Source organism: Shewanella xiamenensis (assembly GCF_024971755.1).
Taxonomy (GTDB): Bacteria; Pseudomonadota; Gammaproteobacteria; order Enterobacterales; family Shewanellaceae; genus Shewanella; species Shewanella xiamenensis.
On the sequence record NZ_CP079718.1, the window covers coordinates 949,543 to 971,063 of the forward strand.

Below are 21,521 nucleotides of genomic sequence, written 5' to 3' on the forward strand. Positions count from 1 at the left end.
CAGTCGCTTAAATCCGAATAAAATTCAGCGCAAGATGGGTTCAGAATTACTGATTAATGTAACCCCCTCTGAGGCGCGCGTTGCCTTAGTCGAGCACGGCGTGCTGCAAGAAGTCCATATTGAACGGCGCATGAAGCGTGGTCTGGTGGGCAATATTTACAAGGGCAAAATCAGCCGTGTGTTGCCCGGCATGCAGGCCGCCTTTGTGGATATTGGCTTAGATAAAGCCGCGTTTTTACATGCCTCCGACATTGTGCCGCACACTGAATGCGTGGCCGATGTGGAGAAGGGCCATTTTGTGGTCCGTGATATCGCCGAGCTGGTTCGCCAAGGGCAAGATATTATGGTGCAAGTGGTGAAAGACCCTCTGGGCACTAAAGGTGCGCGCCTAACCACAGATATCACACTGCCTTCCCGTTATTTGGTGTTTATGCCTGGCTCTAGCCATGTTGGGGTGTCCCAGCGGATTGAGCAGGAAGAAGAGCGCAGTCGTCTTAAAAAAATCACTCTGCCATTCGTCGATGAAGACGGCGGCTTTATTATCCGCACTGCTGCCGAGGGCGTAGGTGAGGACGAACTTGCCCAAGATGCGGCTTTTTTGCGCCGAGTATGGTCTAAGGTCTCCGAGCGGCGTCAGCGCCGTGGCGTAGCATTACTCTATCAAGATCTGGCCCTGCCGGTGCGCATTGTGCGCGACTTTGTCGGCACCGAATTAGACCGAATTCAAGTCGATTCGCGCCGCACCTTTGCCGAGCTGCAAGCCTTCGCCCAAGAGTTTATGCCGGAAATCGCTGACAAGATTGAGCACTATTCTGGCCCTGCGCCGATTTTCGATTTGTACGATGTCGAAAATGAAATCCAGCGTGCGCTGGGACGTAAGGTGGAGCTTAAATCTGGCGGTTATCTGATTATCGATCAGACTGAAGCTATGACTACGGTCGATATCAACACTGGTGCCTTTGTGGGCCACCGTAATCTTGAAGAAACCATCTTTAACACTAACCTTGAAGCTACCCAAGCGATTGCACGGCAACTGCGGCTGCGAAATCTCGGCGGCATCATCATTATCGACTTTATCGATATGCTGAGCGACGAGCATAAAACGCGGGTACTCAATAGCTTAAATAGTGCGCTCGCCAAGGACAGAGTTAAGACTAATGTCAGTGGTTTCTCTGGGTTGGGTCTAGTTGAAATGACCCGTAAGCGCACCCGCGAGAGCTTAGAGCATGTGCTATGCAGTGAGTGTCCAGCCTGTCAGGGCACGGGTAGCATGAAGACGGTAGAAACTGTCTCTTATGAAATCTTCCGCGAAATTATTCGCTTGAATCGGGCCTATGACGCCGACGAGTTTTTGCTTTACTGCTCGCCCGCTGTCTATAACAGCTTAAGTGGAGATGAAAGTCATTTGGTCGCCGAGCTTGAAGTTTATATAGGTAAGCGTATTCGCCTGCAAAATGAGCCTATGTATTCCCAGCATAAATACGACGTGGTGATGATGTAGTGGCAACGCTTTTTACTGCTAAAAAACTAAGCCGTTTTTGCTGGCAATTACTGGCACTGATCTTAGTCTTGTTTGCCTTGACGGTAAGCTTGATCCGTGGATTATTGCCTCAGGTCGATGAAGTACGCCAGCAGTTAGTTGAGTATGTAAAAAGCGAATATCAAATTGATATCCAAGTTGGCGAGTTATCCGCCCAGTGGCAGGCCTTTGGCCCAGCGGTAACGGTTGATAATCTAGTGATCCCTACGCAGGACAAGCTCCCTGTTACCGTGTTGGTGAAGCATGTCCAAATCAAATTGGATTTTTGGCAATCGCTACTGACCACCAGTCCACGCATTGAAGATGTCAATTTCGATGGTGTTCATATTGCCCTCGATATCGATAAATTATCGGGTAATAAGGCGCAGGGGTCTCCCAATCAAACGGCGCAAACCGATTGGTTGTATAAGCTGCTCTTAAAGCAGCTCGAGCGTTTCTCGCTGACGGATGCTTCGGTGCAACTGCTTAGCTTGCAACATGAATATCGACCCATTCATATTCGTCACCTCAATTGGCGTAATAGTGGTGAGCGCCACCGCGGCGCGGGGGAAATTTACCTCGATAACAATACCTTGGTTAAGGAATCGCTCAGCCTGCAACTCGATATTAACGGCGATGCTACAGCGCCCGAGAGTTTAACTGGACAAGTTTATCTGGCGGCTCAGTCCTTAGATTTGGGCGAATGGGCATCACGTCAACCTAATCCCTATGATCCAAGCAAAAAACTGCCCTTAGAAGGGATAGTCAATCTTAAGGCGTGGTTTGATTTTGCCCATCGAAGTTTACGTTCTGGACTCGTGCAGTTTGAGCCAAGTTGGTTGCAATGGTCGATGCAAGGTCAACCGCAAAAGTTTGAGATCCAGTCCGGTAGCATTCATTGGGAGCCAAATGCGGCAGGTTGGGAGATCAGCAGCACTCATTTGGATTTTGTCACCAATGGGGTGCATTGGCCCGAGCTGAAGTTTGCGGCCAAGCAGCAAGACGATGCTTTATATGCCTATGTTAGCCGTTTGGATTTAGACACGTTATTTCCATTGCTACCGCTTTTCCCTGGTGTCGACTTAGCCATATTGCAGCAATGGTTTCAGCTCGCGCCCGAGGGTAGCGTCGGACCGATTCGTCTCTATCAAGCGGCAGATCAGCCTTTGCTCGCAAGCACTAGCGTTAAGCAATTGCACTGGCAGAAAGTGGAAGGAATACCCAATATCAACCCCTTGGATCTGAAGTTGCAATGGCAGGATGAAAAGTTAATTTTTTCGCTTCCCGAGCAAACTTATACCTTCGATTTTGGCGATCAATTTTCAGCGCCTTTAGTGCTGCATGGCGCGGCGTTAACCGGTGCCTTCGATACCCAAAGGGCAACCTTATCTGTGCCTCAGGTGCAGTTCGAAAACGACGATATTGGTCTTGCTGCTGCTCTAAAGCTGGATTTTAGCGCTGCTACCAGTATGTCCCTTGCCGCCAATGTTGAAGTCAAAAATGCCGCCAATGCGGATAAATACTTCCCGATCAAAGCCATGGGCGAGTCACTGGTTGAGTATCTGGATGGTGCGATTAAAGCGGGGCAGAGTCAAAACGCCCAAGTATTATGGCAGGGGGCATTATCGAGTTTTCCCTTTGAGGATAATAGCGGTGTGTTCCAAGCGGCATTTACCTTAAACAATGCCGAATACCAATTCCAACCAGATTGGCCCGCAGTCACTGATCTTTCCCTCGATGCCTTGTTTGAAAATGCCCGCATGGATATCTGGGTTAACCAAGGAAAGTTGATGAATGTGGTTGCCGATGGTGCCCACGTGTTTATTCCCGAGTTAGGCGAGCATTCGCTGTTAAAAATTCAGGCCGATCTTGCGACCCAAGGCAGTGCTGCGACTCAAGTGCTACAGGCTTCTCCCCTTGCCGATACTGTGGGCAAAACCTTAAAGGTTGTGCAAGTGCAGGGCGCGGTAACGGGGAATTTAGATATTAGTATTCCCTTGTATGAGGGTGAGGCTGAGGATATCCGCGGTCAAATTATGTTTGATAACACGCCCGTGTTTATTGCGCAGCCAGGGTTACAACTCAAGGCGGTGACGGGCACAGTGCAATTTGCCAACGAGATAGTCGAAGGCAAAGGGATTAAGTCTCGCCTGTTTGAGCAGCCCTTGGAGTTTAGTTTTGCCACTCAACCCGAAGGTAAAGATTTTGCGCTGAATGTGGATATGAAGAGTCGTTGGGATCTCAGTCGTTTACCCTTAGAGTTACAAAATCCCTTAAGTAAGTTTTACCAAGGTAAAGTCGCTTGGGGCGGTAACTTGAGCATGATATTCGATGAGCAAGGCTATCAAATTCAAGCCAATTTAGGTTCCGATCTGGTCGGTGCCACCTTAACATTACCGGGCATTTTCGCAAAACCTGCTGACGAGCCTAGGCCTTTAATGGCCGAGTTTTCTGGTGATCAGCAGACTTCAACCCTGAGGGTAAAACTCGATAAACAAGCTGAGTTTATTGGCGGCTTTGAGGCTGAAAAAGGTACGCAATTCAATTATTTTGATCTGCTATTAGGGCGACTCTTCGAGGCTACCGAGGTGCCCAATACCGAGCTTGGACATATTAAGATTGATGTAACCAGTGGCAAGTTAGCTAATTGGTTACCCGTAATTAATGCCTTTGTTGCTTCAGATAACAAACCGACTCGCACTGGTATTTTGGTGGAAGAGGTAAATAACGCTAACTTATTCCCTTCAGTGGCTGGGATTGATGCAAATATCGGCAAGTTTGATTTATTAGGGCAAGGGCTTACAGAGTTGAGACTCAGCGCCAAACCCAATGAAAATGGTTGGCGCTTCGATGCCAAAGCCAGTGAGTTTGAAGGAACGGTAGATTTTTACCCTAATTGGTTGACGCAAGGTTTAAAAGTGACTGCCAGTAAGTTCTATTTTTCACCCAATGTGAAGCCTGAAGGTGAAGCGGATTTTGCGGCGGAGCAGGTGCTCACTAATTTGCCGCCCGTTGCGGTGAATGTAGAGGATTTTCGTTTTTTCGATAAGCCATTTGGCCAGTTAGTGGTGCAAGCAAGTCCGCAAGCCTCGGGTTACCGCATTCAGACGTTATCTTTAACCACTCCAGAGGTGTCTTTGCAGGGGAATGGGATTTGGCAACAGCAGAATGGTCAAAATCAAACCGAGTTATCCGTCAGTTTGAATGCTAGTCAGTTTAGCTATTTGAGTCACCAACTTGGGATCGATCCCGGTGTAAATGAAGCTCCATTGAAGGTGAATGCCGAGCTAGCTTGGCAAGGTGCACCCTATGCGTTTTCCCTTGAAACCTTGAATGGTAAAGTTAAATTTGAATTGGGCAAAGGCCATTTATCCCAAGTGAGCGATAAGGGCGCACGGATTTTCTCACTGTTTAGCCTCGATTCATTAGTACGTAAATTGTCCTTAGATTTCAGTGATGTATTTGGTCAAGGCATGTACTTCAATTCCTTTACCGGTAATCTGCAAATCGATAATGGTGTCGTGAAAACTACGGACACTGAAATGGATGCGATTGCAGGTAATATGAAGGTGCGCGGCTATACGGATCTTACCAGCGAAAGCTTAAACTATGATATTCGCTTTGTGCCGCAACTGGCCTCAAGTGTGCCAACTGTGGTGCTGCTCAGTACCAGTGCGTGGACGCTCGGGCTTGGGGCGTTTGCCTTAACCAAAGTGTTAGAGCCTGTGATTGAGGTGATCTCTGAGATCCGTTTCCGAGTAACGGGCACTATGTCTGAGCCTGTGGTAGAGGAACTGGAACGTAAGAGTAAAGAGATTGAAATCCCCGAGTCGATTCTGCCTATGGTAGGGGGCGAATTGCCAGCGCTAACCGAGGGTGCAGAGCCGAATGATGCGCCACCCGTCAAGAATAGCGCCCCGACCAAGACAGACGATAAGCCGCCCGTCGAGCCCGAAAAAAACAACGAGCAACCTGCGCTAGATGCTGATAAAGCTAAAGAGAAACCTGTAAAAGCTGTTAAGGAAGAGACATCGCCGCAAGCGCCGACGCTCCCCAAGGTAGAGCCTGCTGAGCCGCCTAAAGCCGAACCAGAACAACCTAAGCCTGTGAGCCCCAAGGTGGTATTGTCGATAAACACAATTCAAGGAGATAGTCATGCGCATCAGCCTGTTGCAATGTCAGAGCAGCCGCGACGTCAGCGCGAATCTGTTGTTTATCGAATCGCAGCTTGAGGAATTAACCCGTGATCGCCTGCAATGGGACAAAAATGCCCCGCACTTAGTGGTGCTGCCAGAATGCAGCCTGCTGTTTGGTGGCCATGAGAGTCAACAACTCGCCTATGCGGGTGATAGCCATCTTAGCCCGTTAAAATCCGCCTTAAGTGCCTTAGCCGCCCGTTACTCTGTGTATATGGTGGCGGGAACCATCCCCGCGCTGGCGGAGGATGGGCGCGTCTACAGCCGCTGTTATCTGTTTGATGATAAAGGTGATACCTTAGGGCAATACGATAAACTGCATCTGTTTGACGTGGATGTTGCTGACGGCACTAAGCAATACCGCGAGAGTGAAACCTTCTGCCCCGGCAATCATATCAGTGTCATCGACACCCCTTTTGGCAAAATTGGCTTGACCATCTGTTATGATTTACGCTTTCCGGACTTATTCAGGGCGCTGCGCCTCGCGGGAGCCGAGATTATTACCGTGCCTTCGGCCTTTACTAAGGTCACGGGAGAAGCCCATTGGCAGGTGTTATTACAGGCCAGAGCCATTGAAACCCAATGCTTTATTTTGGCTGCCGGCCAATGGGGCGCCCATAACGAAGGCAGCCGCGAGACCTGGGGGCAGAGCATGGTGATAGGCCCTTGGGGCGAGGTAATTGCCGAGCAGAAAACCGGTACAGGTTGGGTGCATGCCGATATCGATGTGGCCGAGGTGCACAGCATCCGCAGTAAAATGCCCGTGGCGCAACATAATCGCTTTACTGCACCGAACCTTAAACCTTGAACAGATTAAGCCTTCAACAGATTTAGATGAAATAGACTCACAGCGAATTTAAGTTATTTTAAAAATGAGTGAGTTGCCAATTTTAGCCAAGCTTTCAGAGAGAACCGCGATGCCTTTTTTAGCACAAGTAGAGCAAAGTTTATTAAAGGGTGGCTTAGCCCTAGATGGGTTACAAAGTTATTTAAACACCATACATCAACATAAAGTCGATTTTTCCGATCTCTATTTCCAAGGTAGTCGCCACGAATCTTGGGTGCTTGAAGATGGCATTATTAAAGATGGTAGCTTCCATATCGAACGCGGCGTCGGTGTGCGTGCCATCAGCGGCGAGAAAACCGGTTTTGCCTATGCCGATGATATTACGCCAGCGGCCTTAAGCGCTGCGGCCGAGGCGGCGCGCGGTATTGCAGGGGCGGGTGAGCTGGCCAAGGTTCAGGCATTTAAGCGCCAGCAAGCTTTGGCACTGTACGATAGTCTCGACCCTATCGCCGCCATGGAGGAAGTGAAAAAAATCAACCTGCTGAAAGAGGCCGATGCTTATGTTCGTAGCCTCGACAGTCGCATTATTCAAGTGGTGATAAGCCTTGCTGGTGTGCACGAAGAAATCTTGGTCGCTGCTAGCGATGGCACCTTGGCTGCCGATATTCGTCCCTTAGTGCGCTTTAATTGCAGCGTGATTTTAGAAGAAAACGGTAAGCGTGAACGTGGCAGTGCTGGTGGCGGTGGTCGTCACGATTACAGCGTGTTTATGGTGAATGATGAAACCAGTTTGCCGATGTGCTTTGCCTTTGCCCGTGAAGCGGTGCGTCAGGCACAAGTTAACCTCAATGCCATCGATGCGCCCGCCGGAGAAATGCCCGTGGTGCTCGGTAATGGTTGGCCAGGTGTGTTATTGCACGAGGCTGTAGGCCATGGTCTGGAAGGTGACTTTAACCGCAAGGGCAGCAGCGCCTTTAGTGGTATGGTCGGCCAGCAAGTGGCGTCGAAACTGGTGACTGTGGTGGACGATGGCACGCTTGCGAATCGTCGTGGCTCATTGAGCATCGACGATGAAGGCGTACAAACCCAGAGAACAGTGTTAATCGAAGACGGTATTCTCAAAGGCTACATACAAGATAAATTAAATGCGCGCCTGATGGGCGTAGCACCAACGGGCAATGGTCGCCGTGAATCCTATGCGCATCTGCCGATGCCGAGGATGACCAACACTTATATGACGGCGGGCGAGTCTGAACCGAGCGACATCATCAAGTCGGTGAAGAAGGGCATCTATGCGCCTAACTTTGGTGGTGGTCAGGTCGATATCACCTCAGGCAAGTTTGTGTTCTCGGCCTCTGAAGCCTATCTGATTGAAAATGGTGAAGTGACTCAAGCAATTAAGGGCGCTACCCTGATTGGTAATGGCCCAGAAGCCATGAGCCAGATTTCCATGGTGGGTAACGACATGGCCCTAGATAAGGGCGTTGGTGTGTGTGGTAAAGATGGCCAAAGCGTGCCTGTGGGTGTCGGTCAACCGACCCTTAAGCTCGATAAGCTGACCGTAGGCGGTACTGCGTAAAACGAGAAGCTAGAAGCTAGAAGCTAGAAGCTAGAAGCTAGAAGCTAGAAGCTAGAAGCTAGAAGCTAGAAGCTCCTACGTTGATTGGCTAAGTGCTTATTTTAGAACCCATCTTACACTTCCAGCGGTGGGTTCTAGCCGCCTTCCATGATGGATGTTATCATTTGCAAAGGAAATTAGAGTAACTACTCTAGAGGTGTTAATGAAACTATCACGTTTGGCATGGCTGTGTTTATTGCCTTTGCCCTCACTATTGCCGTTAGCGGCCTACGCCCAGCCCAGTAGCTTTACTGAGGCTTGGCAGCAAGTGCTTAAGGTGAGCGATAAACTCCAGGCTCAATCCCAAGAGGTGAATCGCGCCAAGGGCGAGCAAGAGGCGGGCGAAAGTTTAAATCTGCCGTCCCTCAGTCTGAATGGCAGTTATACCCACCTCGAAAAACCAATTGAATTAGATTTAAGGGATCTTAATCCCCTTGCCTCGGGTTCATTGCCATTACCTCCTGAATTAGGTGGCATATTGGCGAGTATTCCGGGTTCATTATTTGTCACGCCCTTTACCGAGCAAGATATTTTCCGCGCCAGCTTACAGGCGATGTGGCCGATTTATACTGGCGGCCAGATCACCGCGGCTCAAGGCATTCATGCCGCCATGGTGGCCGAGAAACAACAGGAATTACAGTTAGCAACCCGCGACTTATTCACTCAGTTGGTTGATCGTTATTATGCCGTTGATGTGACTCAATCCCTCGTCAGCACCCAAACCGAGCTGGTGGCCTCCTTAACTAAGCACGTTGACCATGCGCTGGTGCTGGAGCGCGAGGGGCAAATCGCTAAGGTCGAGCGCCTGAATGCTCAAGTGGCCTTAGATAATGCTAAGGTCAATTTAGGCAGCGCCCGCCGCCAACATGAAATGGCCGTTATCGCCCTATCGCGTATGTTGCAACGAAGTGATGTCAGTACTAACTCGCCGCTATTTGTGCTGCCACAGGCGCCGTCATTGGGGGACTTGACCCAAATGACCTTAAATCAACACCCGGCGCTTAAGCTACTTGAGGCTAAAGAGGCGCAGGCGAATGGTTTGGTTTCCTTAGAGAAAGGTAAATATCACCCCACGGTTTTCCTCTTTGGTAATTACACCTTATACGAAGATGACAGCTTGTTTTCTAAGGTAGAACCGGACTGGATGGTCGGTGTCGGTGTAAAAGTGCCCTTGCTGAGCCGCGATGGCCGCAGCGGTAAAGTGGAAGCGGCTAAGAGTGCCTTGCTGCAAGCCCGTTACACTAAGGCGCAGACACGCCAAGACTTAAGTTTGCTGCTCGACCAAAGTTACCGCCAGTTATTACAGGCCGAAGAAGAGTTCAAGGCCCTGAATACCTCACTCGAACTGGCCACCGAGAACCTGCGTTTAAGGGAAATCGCCTTTAATCAAGGGCTTTCAACGTCTATCGATAGGGTCGATGCCGAATTAAAACTGAGCGCCGTTAAAACCCAGCAGCTCGGTGCCAGTTATCGCTATGTGCAAGCCTATGCCAGATTAATGGCCATCAGTGGTCAATTAGATGAATTTATCGGTCGCAGTGCCACAGGCACTCAATCGCAGGAGACTATCAATGCGCGCTAACAGAATTCTTGCTCTCACGGCGTTGGTCGCATTAGGCCTTATTTTAGCCTATGGGCTCAAACTGGCTTATAGCCCAAAGCCGAGTGTGTTGCAGGGGCAGATTGAAGCCCGCGAATATAACGTATCCTCTAAGGTGCCAGGACGGGTCGAACAAGTGCTTGTGCGCCGTGGCGATAGTGTCAATGAAGGTGATTTACTGTTTGCTATCCACAGTCCAGAGCTAGATGCCAAGTTGATGCAGGCCGAAGGTGGCCGTGATGCCGCTAAAGCCTTGCAACAAGAGGCAAATAATGGTGCCCGTAGCCAAGAAGTGATGGCAGCTAAAGAGCAATGGCTCAAGGCGCAAGCGGCGGCAACACTGGCAAAAACTACCTATACCCGCGTCGAAAACTTATTTGCCGAAGGTGTTGCTGCACGGCAAAAACGCGATGAAGCCTTTACCCAGTGGCAAGCGGCAAAATACACAGAACAAGCGGCGTTAGCCATGTATCAAATGGCCGAAGAAGGCGCGCGGGTCGAAACCAAAGCTGCGGCGGCGGGTAACGCTCGCATGGCCGAAGGGGCGGTGAAAGAAGTCAGTGCTATTATGGCCGATAGCCAAATGCGCGCACCTAAGTCAGGGGAAATTAGCGAAGTATTGTTGCAAGCGGGAGAGTTGGCACCCAGCGGCTTCCCGGTGGTGAGTCTGATTGATATGCAGGACGCTTGGGCGGTATTCCAAGTACGTGAAGATCAACTAAAGCGTTTTAAAAAGGGCGATAAACTGCAATTAACGCTGCCAGCGCTGGATAAAACGCTAGAGTTTACTGTCTCCCATATCAGTGTGATGGGCGACTTTGCGACTTGGCGTTCGACCGAAAGCGGCCACGATTTTGATATGCGCACCTTTGAGGTTGAATTACGCCCAACGGCGCCAATTGCTGATCTGCGCGTCGGTATGTCTGTGTTGCTCAGTGCAGAGTAACGACTGTGACCAAGTTACCGAGCGAGCCTAAGCCATTGAGCGAGCATGGCACTAACGCCGATGCGACAGAGTCTGCCTCCGTAGGCTTTATGGCGTTGTTCATGGCATTGGTGCGCCGCGAGCTTAAGGCGCTATGGCGCGATCCTTGGCAACTAGCCCTTATCAGTTACATTCCGTTGCTGGGAATTTTGTGCCTGTGGTGGTTATTTAGTGCGGGTTTACCGCGGCAGTTACCCGTGGCGATTGTTGACCAAGACCATAGCCAACTCAGCCGGATGTTGACCCGTCAGCTCAAAGCCAATCCTGTGACAGATCCCCAGAGTTTTTCCGATCTCTCCTCGGCCGTCGAGGCTATGCAGCAGGCACAGGTCTATGCGGTGGTAGTATTTCCCTATGATATGAAAAAGGATTTGCTTACCGGCCATACACCCACTATCGATGTGCGCTACAACAGCCAGTTTTTGCTGGTGGGTAAGCTGTTGTCGAGTCAAATTCAGTTGAGTCTCGGCGATGGGTTGTTGCAGGTCGCAGGCCTTAAGCAACTGATGACGGGCACGCCAAAATCACAAGTGGCGGTGAATTTAAGCCCGGTCAAAAGCCAGACCACGGCATTGTTTAATCGTAACAATAACTATATTGGCTTTTTAGTGCCGCCAGTATTGGTCGCGTTGTGGCAGTTGTTATCCATGTTGGTGATCGCTAACAGCTTAAATCGCGAGTTGCATCTAACTGCTGCATTGCCAACGGATAGGGTTTCCAATGTCTTAACCGACCATTTCTGGCCTAAGGTGTTGGCTAAAATCCTGCTGTTTACCCCGATATTGATGCTGCAGGGTGGGTTTATTTTAGCCTGGTTGTACTTGTATCTCGCGTTGCCTCTAGCGGGCAGTATAGCGCTGCTGCTATTTGCCCAGTTGATCATGCTGCTGGCGGTTTGGAGTTTGGTGTTATTGGTGTTTGTGCTGATGCGTGATAGCGCGCGGGTTATCAGCTTTTGCACGGCGTTATTTGCGCCTGCCTTTGCCTTTATGGGGATCACTTTTCCTACCCATGATATGCCGCAACTCGCCCAGTGGTGGCGACTGATTATGCCATCTAGCCATTATATTGAGTCCCATGTGAGTGTGGTCAGTTACGGTGCTACTTGGTCAACGATGGCGCAGCAATTGAGTAGCTATTGGGGATTTATTTGCCTGCTCCCCGTGATTTATGCCTTGGCGAGCAAACTACTGCCGATAACGGTAACCCCCAATTCGGTAGCGGCTGACACCGATACATCTCTATCAGTGAAGGGGCAATAACATGAATTTATGGCAGTTAGTGCTCACTGAATTAAAGGCGATTGTTAGCGATAAGGCCATTGCCGTAACTCTATTTGGCGGTGTGCTGTTTTATTCTGTGCTCTATCCCTTGCCTTATTTGCACCAAGTCCCCACAGAACAACAACTTATCGTGGTGGATTTAGACCATTCTTCCCTGAGTCGTCAACTTATTCGCCATGCGGATGCCAGTGCAAAAATCCAAGTGATAGGCCAAGTCGGCTCTATCTCCGAGGCGAAGCGCTTTATCGAAACCGGTAAGGCGCACGGTTTATTAGTGATCCCCGAAGGATTTCGCCGCGATTTGTTGTTAGGTAAGGGCGTAACCTTAAGCTACGGCGGTGATGCCAGTTACTTCTTGATTTACTCCGCTGTGGCCGAAGGTCTTGTCAGCGCGGGGATGGATGCCGGTAAACAAATTCAATGGATTGGCATGCTCGCCCAGGGGAAAAATCCTAAAGAGGCCGAGCAGAACCTCAACTCGCTGCACTTAAATAGTGTTCCTGCGTTTAACCCAAGCCTAGGCTATACACCTTATGTCGTGCCGGGGTTATTTTTACTGATCCTGCATCAAACACTGCTGATCGGTACTGGCATTTTAGGTGCAGGCCAGTGGCGTCATCAGGGTTATTGGCAACAGGTGTCGCCGCTGCAATTGGTTTGCGGTCGAATTTTAGCCTTTATGCTGATTTATACTCTGTTTACCAGCTTTTATGTGGGCTATTGCTACCACTGGTATAACGTCAGTATTCAAGCGAGTTTTGGCCTGGTCGCGCTGTGGTTATTACCGTTTTTATTGGCAACGGCGGCGGCCGGAGTCGCGATGAGCACCTTGTTTACCCGCCGCGATTTGCCGACTCAAGTATTGCTATTAATTTCAATGCCGATCCTGTTTGTCTCTGGTTTTGTCTGGCCGATTGCCTTAATCCCTGAGCCGCTTGTGCTGGGCTCGCAGATTATCCCTGCGGTGCCCGCCATTATGGGGATGTTGGAGCTGAACCAAATGGGCGCGACGTGGGCAAGTGTACTGCCAAAGTGGTTACAGCTTTGGGGTTTATTTGCGGCATTTTTTGGCCTTGCCATTTTAGGGATTAAACGCCGAGCAAATGTATTACAAACATCAATATAGACTTTAGATTCGCTCGTTTCTTGCCTGTGTTGAGTTATTCTTCTACAGATATTGTTGCCATTGTTAGGGCGTGTTGACGTTTCAGGGTTATTTTTGCAGCTTTATGCAAGGCAAAGTCCGTGCAGTGTAGTTATTCTACATAAACGGACGATAACGCGGCAGAAAAGCCAGCCAAATGCTGCCCGAAGGGTTCGTCTGGCAAGCCCTTCCTCTTACTTTCTGTCATAAGAGCCGCTCGTCATTTGAGTAGAATAACGACACATCATTCCTCGTTTCGCGAGCACGTGCTTGCCAGAACGAACAAAATCTAATCTCGAAACGTCAACACGCCCTAATCTAGGACACATAAAAGGCACTTAATGTGCTTATTGGGTTGTCTTCTACCCTGTTTTGGGCGAAAATGCGCGCCGAAAAAATAACCGAGGCATTCATTGCCTCGGTTATTTTCTTTTTGAATATATGGGTTTTAAACCAATAGAGGCCGGTAAACATCCGGAAATGATACGAGGTTCGCTTGAACCTACTTTACTGAGGACAATTCAATGGGGCTGTTGTTTACCGGATTTTCGGTCATTGCCGTCAATCAAGATGTTGCGTTAGTCATTCCACCGACGGCACTCGGAGGTGGTATATGAGCCAACAAAAACCGGGCTTAAAGCAAAGCCTTAATCTATGGCAAGTGGTTGTAATGGGGCTCGCTTACCTCACGCCTATGGCCGTGTTTGACACCTTCGGAATTGTCTCTGAGATCACCTCTGGCCACGTGGCCACCTCTTACTTGCTCGCATTAGCGGGTATCCTGTTTACCGCTTTTAGCTACGGTCATTTAGTGCGTAAATATCCCTATGCGGGGTCGGCTTATACCTATGCCCAAAAAACCTTTAGCCCAAATATCGGTTTTATGGTGGGTTGGTCATCGCTACTCGATTACATGTTTATGCCGATGATCAACATGCTATTGGCCAAAATCTACCTTACTGCCATGTTCCCCAACGTGGAGCCTTGGATTTTCATCTTTGGTTTAGTCACCGTCATGACGGTACTCAACCTGAGAGGCATTGATTTAGTCGCGAATTTTAATGGCGTTATCGTATTTGCTCAGATAGCCATTATCTTAGTCTTCATCGGTTTAATGGCCCATAGCTTGTCCCTTGGCGAAGGTGAAGGGGTTATTGCCAGCGTGCGTCCATTCTATTCGGAGCAGATAACCTTAGCGCCGCTCTTTACTGGCGCGACCATTCTGTGTTTCTCCTTCTTAGGCTTTGATGGCTTAAGTTCATTGAGTGAAGAAACCAAGGACGCTAAGCGAGTGATCCCCCGCGCCATTGTACTGACAGCACTGATTGGCGGGGTGATTTTTGTGAGCGTGTCCTATTTCTTACAACTCTATTTCCCTGATATTTCTCGCTTCCAGCAGTTAGACGCTGTGCTGCCTGAGATAGCGCTATATGTGGGCGGCAATTTATTCCAGTCTATCGTGCTGGTGGCGACAACGATTGCGGTGTTAGCATCGGGCATGGCGGCTCATGCGGGGGTGGCGCGAATCCTCTATGTGATGGGGCGCGACAATATGCTGCCTAATAAAGGTTTTGGTTATGTTCACCCAAAATGGCGTACTCCGGCATTTAACGTGATTCTGGTGGGGTTACTGGCGCTTTCGGCGGTGTCATTTGATTTAGAAATGGCCTTGGCTTTGGTAAATTTCGGCGCCTTAGTTGCCTTTACCTTTGTTAACCTGTCGGTGATAGTGCAGTTTTATATTAAAGAAAAACGTAATCAATCCCTTAAGGAACATTTGCAGTATTTCATCTTGCCCCTGTGTGGTGCGGCGACCATTGGCGTGCTGTGGATAAACCTCGAGCCTCAGTCCTTAGGACTTGGCTTAATTTGGGGAGCAGTAGGGATGTTGTATTTGGCGCTGCGCAGCCTACGTTTGCGCAAAGCAGTAGAGTTGCAGAGCTAACTAAGGTATTGACTCATAAAGTAACAGCACTGAGGTATGCTAATGTCGTTCGCTTAAGAGTGAACGACATTTTTTACGCTGACTGGCGAGGCCATGTTGTTCGTTTGCAAAACTCGTGGATAAAATTTTCCCAGTTTTGTTGACCCATAGAAAGCAAGGTTAGAGACATTAACTTTTGCTAAATCGCGCCTAGCGCCTAAGGCAATATTCCGAAGTGCGGGGATTGGGGCGTGTTGACTTTCAGGGTTATTTTGCAGCCATATGTTGGCCAAGAGGGTGTTCTGGCAAGCTCTTACTCTTACTTTTAATCATAAGAGCCGCCCGTCATTTGAGTTGAATAACGGTGTGTTATCCCTCGCTTCGCGAGCTAGAGCTTGCTTGAACAGTAAAATGTAATCTCAAAAACTCAACACGCTAGTCTTGGATTTCGCTGCGTAAATATTTAAACAGCTCTTTTGAGGATTTTGACTCAGGACCTTTTGCCAGCTCTTTGGTTGCTTGGCGCACTAAGGTACGCAGTTTTTGTCTGTCCAACTGTGGGTAATGTTCCACTAAGGTTTGGATTTCACCGTCGCCTTGGGTGAGTAAACGCTCACGCATTTTCTCGAACATTTGCAACTTGGCGGTTTCGTTGCTGTTTTTGTTAAGCACGACCGCGAGCGACGCCTTGATAGGTTCAATATCGACGTTACGCATCAGCTTGCCGATATACTGCATATGGCGGCGATAGGCTTCGGTCTTTGGCTTAATCTTATGAGCTTGTTGAATGCTGTCGTACAAGTGCTCGTCCAGCTCGATTTTATCTAGCTGGGTTTTGCTGAGTGAGACCAGTTCCATACCGACTTTTTGAGCCGCTTCGCAGTCACGCTTATCCTCAGTTTTACTGACATAATCGTCGTTACTGTCATAGGGCTGTTTAAAATGTTCTGAATCACCAACAATCTTCATATAGATAAAACCTCAGTTAAATAACGCGCTAATAATAACATCTCCCGCCAAAATTCGCCTAGTTAAAGCGCGATTCAATCAGTAAAGCGCGCAATAAATAATGAGAATGGGATAGGTGTTTGTTATGCTAGCGCCATTGCCTATAACGAAAGAGTTGCTTTGTGTCTTTGAACAGAATCGATAGTGAATTGACCGCGCTGAAAGATGCGGTTGCTGTGGCCCTCGAATATGCGAATAAATTAGGGACAAATGCCGCTGAAGTGGCGATCAGTAAACAACAGGGATTATCGGTTTCAACCCGTTTAAAGGAAGTTGAAACGGTAGAGTTTAATAAAGATGGCGCCCTCGGTATTACGGTTTATCGCGATGGTTGCAAGGGCAGTTCATCTACCTCAGATCTCAGTCCTGAAGCCATTGCTATTGCGGTTAAAGCGGCAGATGATATCGCCCGTTACACCTCGGCCGACCCGTTTAGCGGTTTAGCCGATAAAGCCTTAATGGCGACCGAGATCCGCGATCTTAAACTCTATTATCCTGAAGATATTTCCCCCGACGAATTAGCCCAATTGGCCATTCGCGCCGAAACCGCAGCGCTCGATGCCGATCCGCGCATCAATAACTCCGACGGCGCCAGTGCAAACGCCCATACGTCGGTTAAGGTTTACGGTAATAGCCACGGCTTCTTAAATGGCTATTGCAGCTCGCGCTATAGCTTAAGTTGCAGCGTGATCGGTGAAGACAGTGACGGCAATATGCAGCGGGATTACGATTACACTATCGCCCGTAAATTCAATGAGATGCTTTCTCCTGAATCGGTGGGGCTAAAAACCGCCGAGAAAACCGTGAGCCGTTTAGGGGCTCGTAAGATTGCCACCACCCGTTTGCCAATATTACTGGCGCCAGAGATTGCGACTGGCTTAATCGGCCATTTGATTGGTGCCATCAGTGGCGGTAGTTTGTATCGTAAATCAAGTTTCTTACTCGATGCCATTCACACCCAAATCTTCCCTGACTGGTTCAATATTGAAGAGCAGCCGCATCTATTAGGCGCACTCGCCAGTGCCAACTACGATAGCGAAGGCGTGGCGACCCAAGATAGACGCATTATCGACAGTGGCATTTTAGAAACCTATTTACTAACCAGTTATTCGGCGCGCAAATTGAGCCTACCTAATACAGGTCATGCGGGCGGGATTTACAACTGGACGCTGGCGCACACTGGTCAAAGTTTTGATGAGTTAGTTAAAGGCATGGGCACGGGCTTGATTGTCACTGAAGTGATGGGCCAAGGCGTGAATATGGTGACGGGGGATTATTCCCGTGGCGCCGCCGGTTTTTACGTGGAAAATGGTGAAGTGCAGTTCCCCGTTGAAGAAATTACCATTGCTGGCAATCTTAAGGATATGTTCCGTGGGATTCAGGCGGTCAGTAAGGACTTCGATTTACGTTCATCTATCCTCACCGGCGGGATCTTATTATCCGAGATGAAGGTCGCAGGTAACTAGCCAGCGGCATATAACGGTTCAGTCAATTGAAACACAAAAGGGCAAATGCAGCTGCATTTGCCCTTTTTGATTTAACTGACCCGCCCTAAATTGCATCACCACTTGTTAGCGGCGGTAGTCATTAGAATTTGTAGCTGGCGCCTAATTCAAATGAGCGACCCGAACCTGCGACTTGGCTAAAGCCACCCGTGCTATCGGCCTTAAATTCGGCAAGGTTGACACCACCCAGTGGCAGTTCGTAGTAAGTATCAAACAGGTTGTTGATTGCAAAGGTTAAACTCAGCTCTTGCCATTTAACACTGCTGCTTAAATTTAACAGCGAATAGCTGTCGGTCTCATTTTCTAAACGGCGCTCATCGACTTTATCCTTAGTCGCTACCCATTGCCATGATAGGCGGTTTTCCCAATCACCCAGTTGATGGCTAAGGGCTAACTCGGTTTGTAGCGGTTTGATTTGATAAAGTGGCTCATTACCCTCATCACGCTCGCCGCGGGTGATATCGATCTTACCCAGCATCTGCCATTTACCGCTGTCGGTATTGGCTAATAGGTAGACCGCACTAAACTTAGCGCCATATAAATTGGCATCTTCGTTGGTGAATTTAAGGATATTGCGTTTACCGCTGGCAAGGCCTGTACGGTTAAAGCTGCCAATCACCTCGGCATCAATATAGTCGGTTACAGCGCTATACCAAGCCGTGGTCGAGAATTGCCATTCATCGCCATTAAACTTGTAGGCCGCGCTCAGAGTATGCGCCGTTTCAGGCTTAAGATCTGGGTTGCCGACATAGCCGTTACCGTCGCCATACCAGCCAATCATAGTGGTTGCCATCACGCCGCGGCCCCAGCTGTAACGCTCGTACAGGTTTGGTGCGCGGTTTTTGCGGGCTAAGCCAAATTCCAATTGTTGTTTGGCCGATAGCTGATAACGCGCCAACAGCGTAGCGTCGATAAGGTTATCGTCACGGCTTCTATCCATGGCATTAAAGGCTTTTGCCGCCTCGGCATCCACATTGGGCATGCCCATCATTGGCATATTGCTGTATGCCTGCACTTCGCCAGTATTTGTGGTGACATATTCATAACGCACCCCAGCAGACAACCACCAGAGTGGCGTGAGGTTTTGCTGCCACTCGCCATAAACTGCGGCGCGGCGGCGTTCACCGTCGTTGATATTGATATAGTCATTGGGGGCCATCATAGTGCCGGGCACCGCTGGCCAAGTATCATCGAGTTGATAGTTATAAAATTCCTGGCCGATGAGTAGCGTGCTGTTATCGCCCATGGGTAGGCGCCAATGCAGTTGGTAGCTGTAATCGCTACCCTCTGTATTCATTGGCATCTTGCCGGTTTTTTCTGGGGTGAAGAAGCCCATTTCATGCTTCACACTGTGCCAGTTTAACTGGGCGCTAAATTCGCCGTCGTTGTCTAAATCCCGCAGATAGCGGACTAGGGCACCGTAGCTCTTGTTATCCGTCATATCCATGTATTGGTTCGGGAAACCTTGGAATGGAATTGCTTGGTGCGTTAGCTTAATCGCCAGTTGTTGTGTGTCATCGCGCCATGCCGCTGTTAACGCATGGTTTTGGGCGCGATAAAGGGTGTCTAGTACTTTATCGCCGTGACCATCGTGGTAGCTATTGGCGTCTTCATAGGCGCCTTGATAGCTGAAACTTAAGTCCTTACTGGCAATCCCAGCCTTCGCGCCGAGTAGGAATGCATCGCTGGTGCTGCGGTATCCCGATGAAATCTCGCCGCTTTCGAAGCTGATGTTGTCGCTGTCGTTAAATTTAGGATTCAGGCTATTAACCTTAATCACCCCGGCGATATTGTCACCGCCCGCACTGACAGGGGACACGCCCGCGACCACTTCTACCGAGCTGATTTGATTAGCGGAAACGTAGGAAAGTGGTGGGTTCATTTGGTTAGCGCAGGAGGCGGTGATATCCGCACCATCGACTAACACTTTAATGCGATCGCCCATCATGCCATTAAGCACGGGCAAGGCGGAAACGCCGCCCGCTTCGGAGAAATCGACGCCTTGATCTTTCAGCAAACCATCGGCCGAGCCTAAGGCATTACGGCCAATACTCTGTTCGCCATGGACTTGAATACGTTCAATTTGAGTTTGATTTGCCTCGTCGGCTATGGCCTGTGAGGCAACTGAAGCGCCTAATGCTAAGGTCAGCGCGCTGGCGATTGCGGAGCATTTAAAGCCGTGGGGAATAGTTGAAGCGTTTGCAGCCATCTTATTGTCTTCCATTCACTTAGATAAATTGCGCTGCATTATAAAGATCATCTAAGTGTGACAAGTGCGGCATATTGTCGCAGAGCTTATAAAGATAAAGCTGAAATAGCGGCCTGAAGTTCTCGCTAGCACCAAGATGGGGATAAGCTAGCGCCAATGTGAGGATAATAAGCAGCGTTGTTTAACGCGCCCTAGGATTAACCGAAGTGATTAAAGTAGATCCGCTGGGTTTCCCCTTCTGCATCCATGGCGGCGAGTGCTTTGGCAAATTCATAGGCCTTTGAATCTTCAGCGAGTACGCTTGGGCTGTTATTCGGACTTAAGGGAAGATCGGCGCGATAGTTAGGGTTATGTTGCCCACGAAAATGGCGGCTTTTTTTCGAAAATCCCAGATACATAGCTTGAGGTTGCTGGCAGCAATTAGGGTGTAGCTTAAATTGGCTTGTATCTCGATTTTTAAGGTAATAACTGATAGTTGCTTGATCGTAGATAAAAAAGTCCCCTTGGCCACTAATAAGGTAATCTAAGGCCTTAGGCACATTGAGTTCAGGTGGTTTACGGACCGACATGGTTTCGGATATGCCATTAAAGTCGTAGCTGCCCGGGGCAATTAATAGCGTCATACCGCTCTGTGATAACTGCTCTAATGAACCAACATTTGCCGCACCCGCTCGGCTAATTCCAATAATGCGCTCCGACAGACCATTAGGAATAAAATAGGTAAATTGGGCACGTTCTTCACTAAAATGCAGCCCAGGATAAAAATCGATATTTCCGAGTTTGAGATCCCGCAAAATACGCATCTTAGGCGCCCGCGTGATCCTGAGTTTGCAACCAATCCGCTCGGCGGCGGCTTGATAGATATCGTGGTAAAACCCTTGGTTATTGGGTTCGTGTTGGATAAAAGGAAGGCGCTCACTGGTGCGATAACCCATGGTAATGATGCACTCAGAGCTTGAAAAAGCCTGCGCTAAGCTGGGGAAGAGGCTGACTAATAGGAAAACGAGGCTAAGTAAGGGCCGATAAATAACTGCAAATTGCAAAATGATCTCCTTATCCCGTGATTACAAAGGGTAATCGTATCGCTAAATAGCGACTTAAAATGAAGGCTTGTTAGCCTAATGTATTATTTTTGTTGGATTAATCTATCATACTTTTTGATAATAAAAAGAGCTATTCTTTGTGGTTTTGCACAAACTCTGTACATCTTTTTAGATTGGTTTATAGTGTCGCCGCTGGCTGAGAATGATTAACTTGGCCCTTGACCAATATAGGATGAATTGAGGATTAATTGAGGAGTCATTATGACTAAGATAAATGTGGCAAAAGTAACAGCCCAGAGTGTGCAAGAGCATGAAAATGGTCGCGGCACCATTACAGACAATGCACTTAAGGCGCTGGTGACTAGTCCGTTATTTCGGATGCGTACCGAAAAGCCGAAAAAGGGCAAAGGGTCTTATAACCGTAAAGCAGCAAACCGAAAGGGGTATCAGCACAGGGGCGATACCCCTTTCGACTTTATGGGGATGATGTTTTAACGTTTTTGCCGCGTTAATCCTGCTCATTTAATCCCTGCTAGACTCCTCCCTCACATTGCCTTGCGATTTCCTTTTCAATCCCTTTTGTCGCACTATCTAGCCTTCAACTATTGAGAGTTAACCTTCACCTATTGAGAGGATTCGCCAGATTTTGCCCATAAAAAAACGAGCCACAATTGAGATTGTGGCTCGTCTTATTAAAACT

At 48.9% G+C, this 21,521-nt stretch carries 14 protein-coding genes; 11 read left to right on the forward strand and 3 right to left on the reverse strand.

Features of this window, described 5'->3' with window-relative positions; translation table 11 throughout:
• Window positions 1–34 precede the first annotated feature (34 nt).
• From rng to KXJ80_RS05335, 9 genes are all read left to right on the forward strand, one after another.
• Complete coding sequence (gene rng, locus KXJ80_RS05295; protein ID WP_051714234.1) at window positions 35–1,501, forward strand: ribonuclease G; 1,467 nt, start codon at window positions 35–37, stop codon at window positions 1,499–1,501.
• Window positions 1,501–5,751 carry a YhdP family protein gene (locus tag KXJ80_RS05300; protein ID WP_259474538.1) on the forward strand — a complete coding sequence of 1,417 codons (4,251 nt, stop codon included), beginning with the start codon at window positions 1,501–1,503 and terminating at the stop codon, window positions 5,749–5,751. The genes rng and KXJ80_RS05300 overlap by 1 nt, the downstream gene beginning before the upstream one ends.
• Window positions 5,675–6,523 carry a carbon-nitrogen hydrolase family protein gene (locus KXJ80_RS05305; RefSeq protein ID WP_069454208.1) on the forward strand — a complete coding sequence of 283 codons (849 nt, stop codon included), beginning with the start codon at window positions 5,675–5,677 and terminating at the stop codon, window positions 6,521–6,523. The genes KXJ80_RS05300 and KXJ80_RS05305 overlap by 77 nt, the downstream gene beginning before the upstream one ends.
• A 109-nt stretch (window positions 6,524–6,632) precedes the next feature.
• The gene (tldD, locus tag KXJ80_RS05310) at window positions 6,633–8,081 is read left to right on the forward strand and encodes a metalloprotease TldD (RefSeq protein WP_069455392.1); all 1,449 of its coding nucleotides are present in this window, start codon (window positions 6,633–6,635) and stop codon (window positions 8,079–8,081) included.
• A 202-nt stretch (window positions 8,082–8,283) separates the two neighbouring features.
• The gene (locus KXJ80_RS05315; protein ID WP_069454209.1) at window positions 8,284–9,702 is read left to right on the forward strand and encodes a TolC family protein; all 1,419 of its coding nucleotides are present in this window, start codon (window positions 8,284–8,286) and stop codon (window positions 9,700–9,702) included.
• Complete coding sequence (locus KXJ80_RS05320; RefSeq protein ID WP_259474539.1) at window positions 9,692–10,666, forward strand: HlyD family secretion protein; 975 nt, start codon at window positions 9,692–9,694, stop codon at window positions 10,664–10,666. The genes KXJ80_RS05315 and KXJ80_RS05320 overlap by 11 nt, the downstream gene beginning before the upstream one ends.
• A gap of 89 nt (window positions 10,667–10,755) precedes the next feature.
• Entirely contained in the window at window positions 10,756–11,967 is a 1,212-nt protein-coding gene (locus tag KXJ80_RS05325) for an ABC transporter permease (protein WP_259474811.1), read from the forward strand.
• Window position 11,968: 1 nt separating this feature from the next.
• Window positions 11,969–13,114, forward strand: a complete 1,146-nt coding sequence (locus KXJ80_RS05330) for an ABC transporter permease (RefSeq protein ID WP_259474540.1) — start codon at window positions 11,969–11,971, stop codon at window positions 13,112–13,114.
• Between the two features lie 631 nt (window positions 13,115–13,745).
• Window positions 13,746–15,077: an APC family permease gene (locus KXJ80_RS05335; RefSeq protein ID WP_259474541.1), complete on the forward strand. Its 1,332-nt coding sequence runs from the start codon at window positions 13,746–13,748 to the stop codon at window positions 15,075–15,077.
• A gap of 414 nt (window positions 15,078–15,491) precedes the next feature.
• Here KXJ80_RS05335 and yjgA read toward each other — a convergent pair whose 3' ends face one another.
• Complete coding sequence (yjgA, locus tag KXJ80_RS05340; protein ID WP_037422477.1) at window positions 15,492–16,025, reverse strand: ribosome biogenesis factor YjgA; 534 nt, start codon at window positions 16,023–16,025, stop codon at window positions 15,492–15,494.
• Between the two features lie 161 nt (window positions 16,026–16,186).
• Between yjgA and pmbA the strand changes: the two genes are divergently transcribed.
• Window positions 16,187–17,530, forward strand: coding sequence for a metalloprotease PmbA (pmbA, locus tag KXJ80_RS05345; RefSeq protein WP_259474542.1), 1,344 nt, complete (start codon window positions 16,187–16,189; stop codon window positions 17,528–17,530).
• 121 nt (window positions 17,531–17,651) lie between these two features.
• Here the strand turns inward: pmbA and KXJ80_RS05350 are convergent, their stop codons facing one another.
• Together KXJ80_RS05350 and KXJ80_RS05355 are read right to left on the reverse strand one after the other, a co-directional pair.
• The gene (locus KXJ80_RS05350) at window positions 17,652–19,793 is read right to left on the reverse strand and encodes a TonB-dependent receptor plug domain-containing protein (protein WP_375164120.1); all 2,142 of its coding nucleotides are present in this window, start codon (window positions 19,791–19,793) and stop codon (window positions 17,652–17,654) included.
• Window positions 19,794–19,975: 182 nt separating this feature from the next.
• A complete protein-coding gene (locus KXJ80_RS05355) occupies window positions 19,976–20,821 on the reverse strand; it encodes a substrate-binding periplasmic protein (protein WP_259474544.1) in 846 nt (281 codons plus the stop codon).
• A 261-nt stretch (window positions 20,822–21,082) separates the two neighbouring features.
• Between KXJ80_RS05355 and KXJ80_RS05360 the strand changes: the two genes are divergently transcribed.
• A complete protein-coding gene (locus tag KXJ80_RS05360; RefSeq protein ID WP_088586631.1) occupies window positions 21,083–21,316 on the forward strand; it encodes a ribosome alternative rescue factor ArfA in 234 nt (77 codons plus the stop codon).
• Window positions 21,317–21,521: the final 205 nt, after the last annotated feature.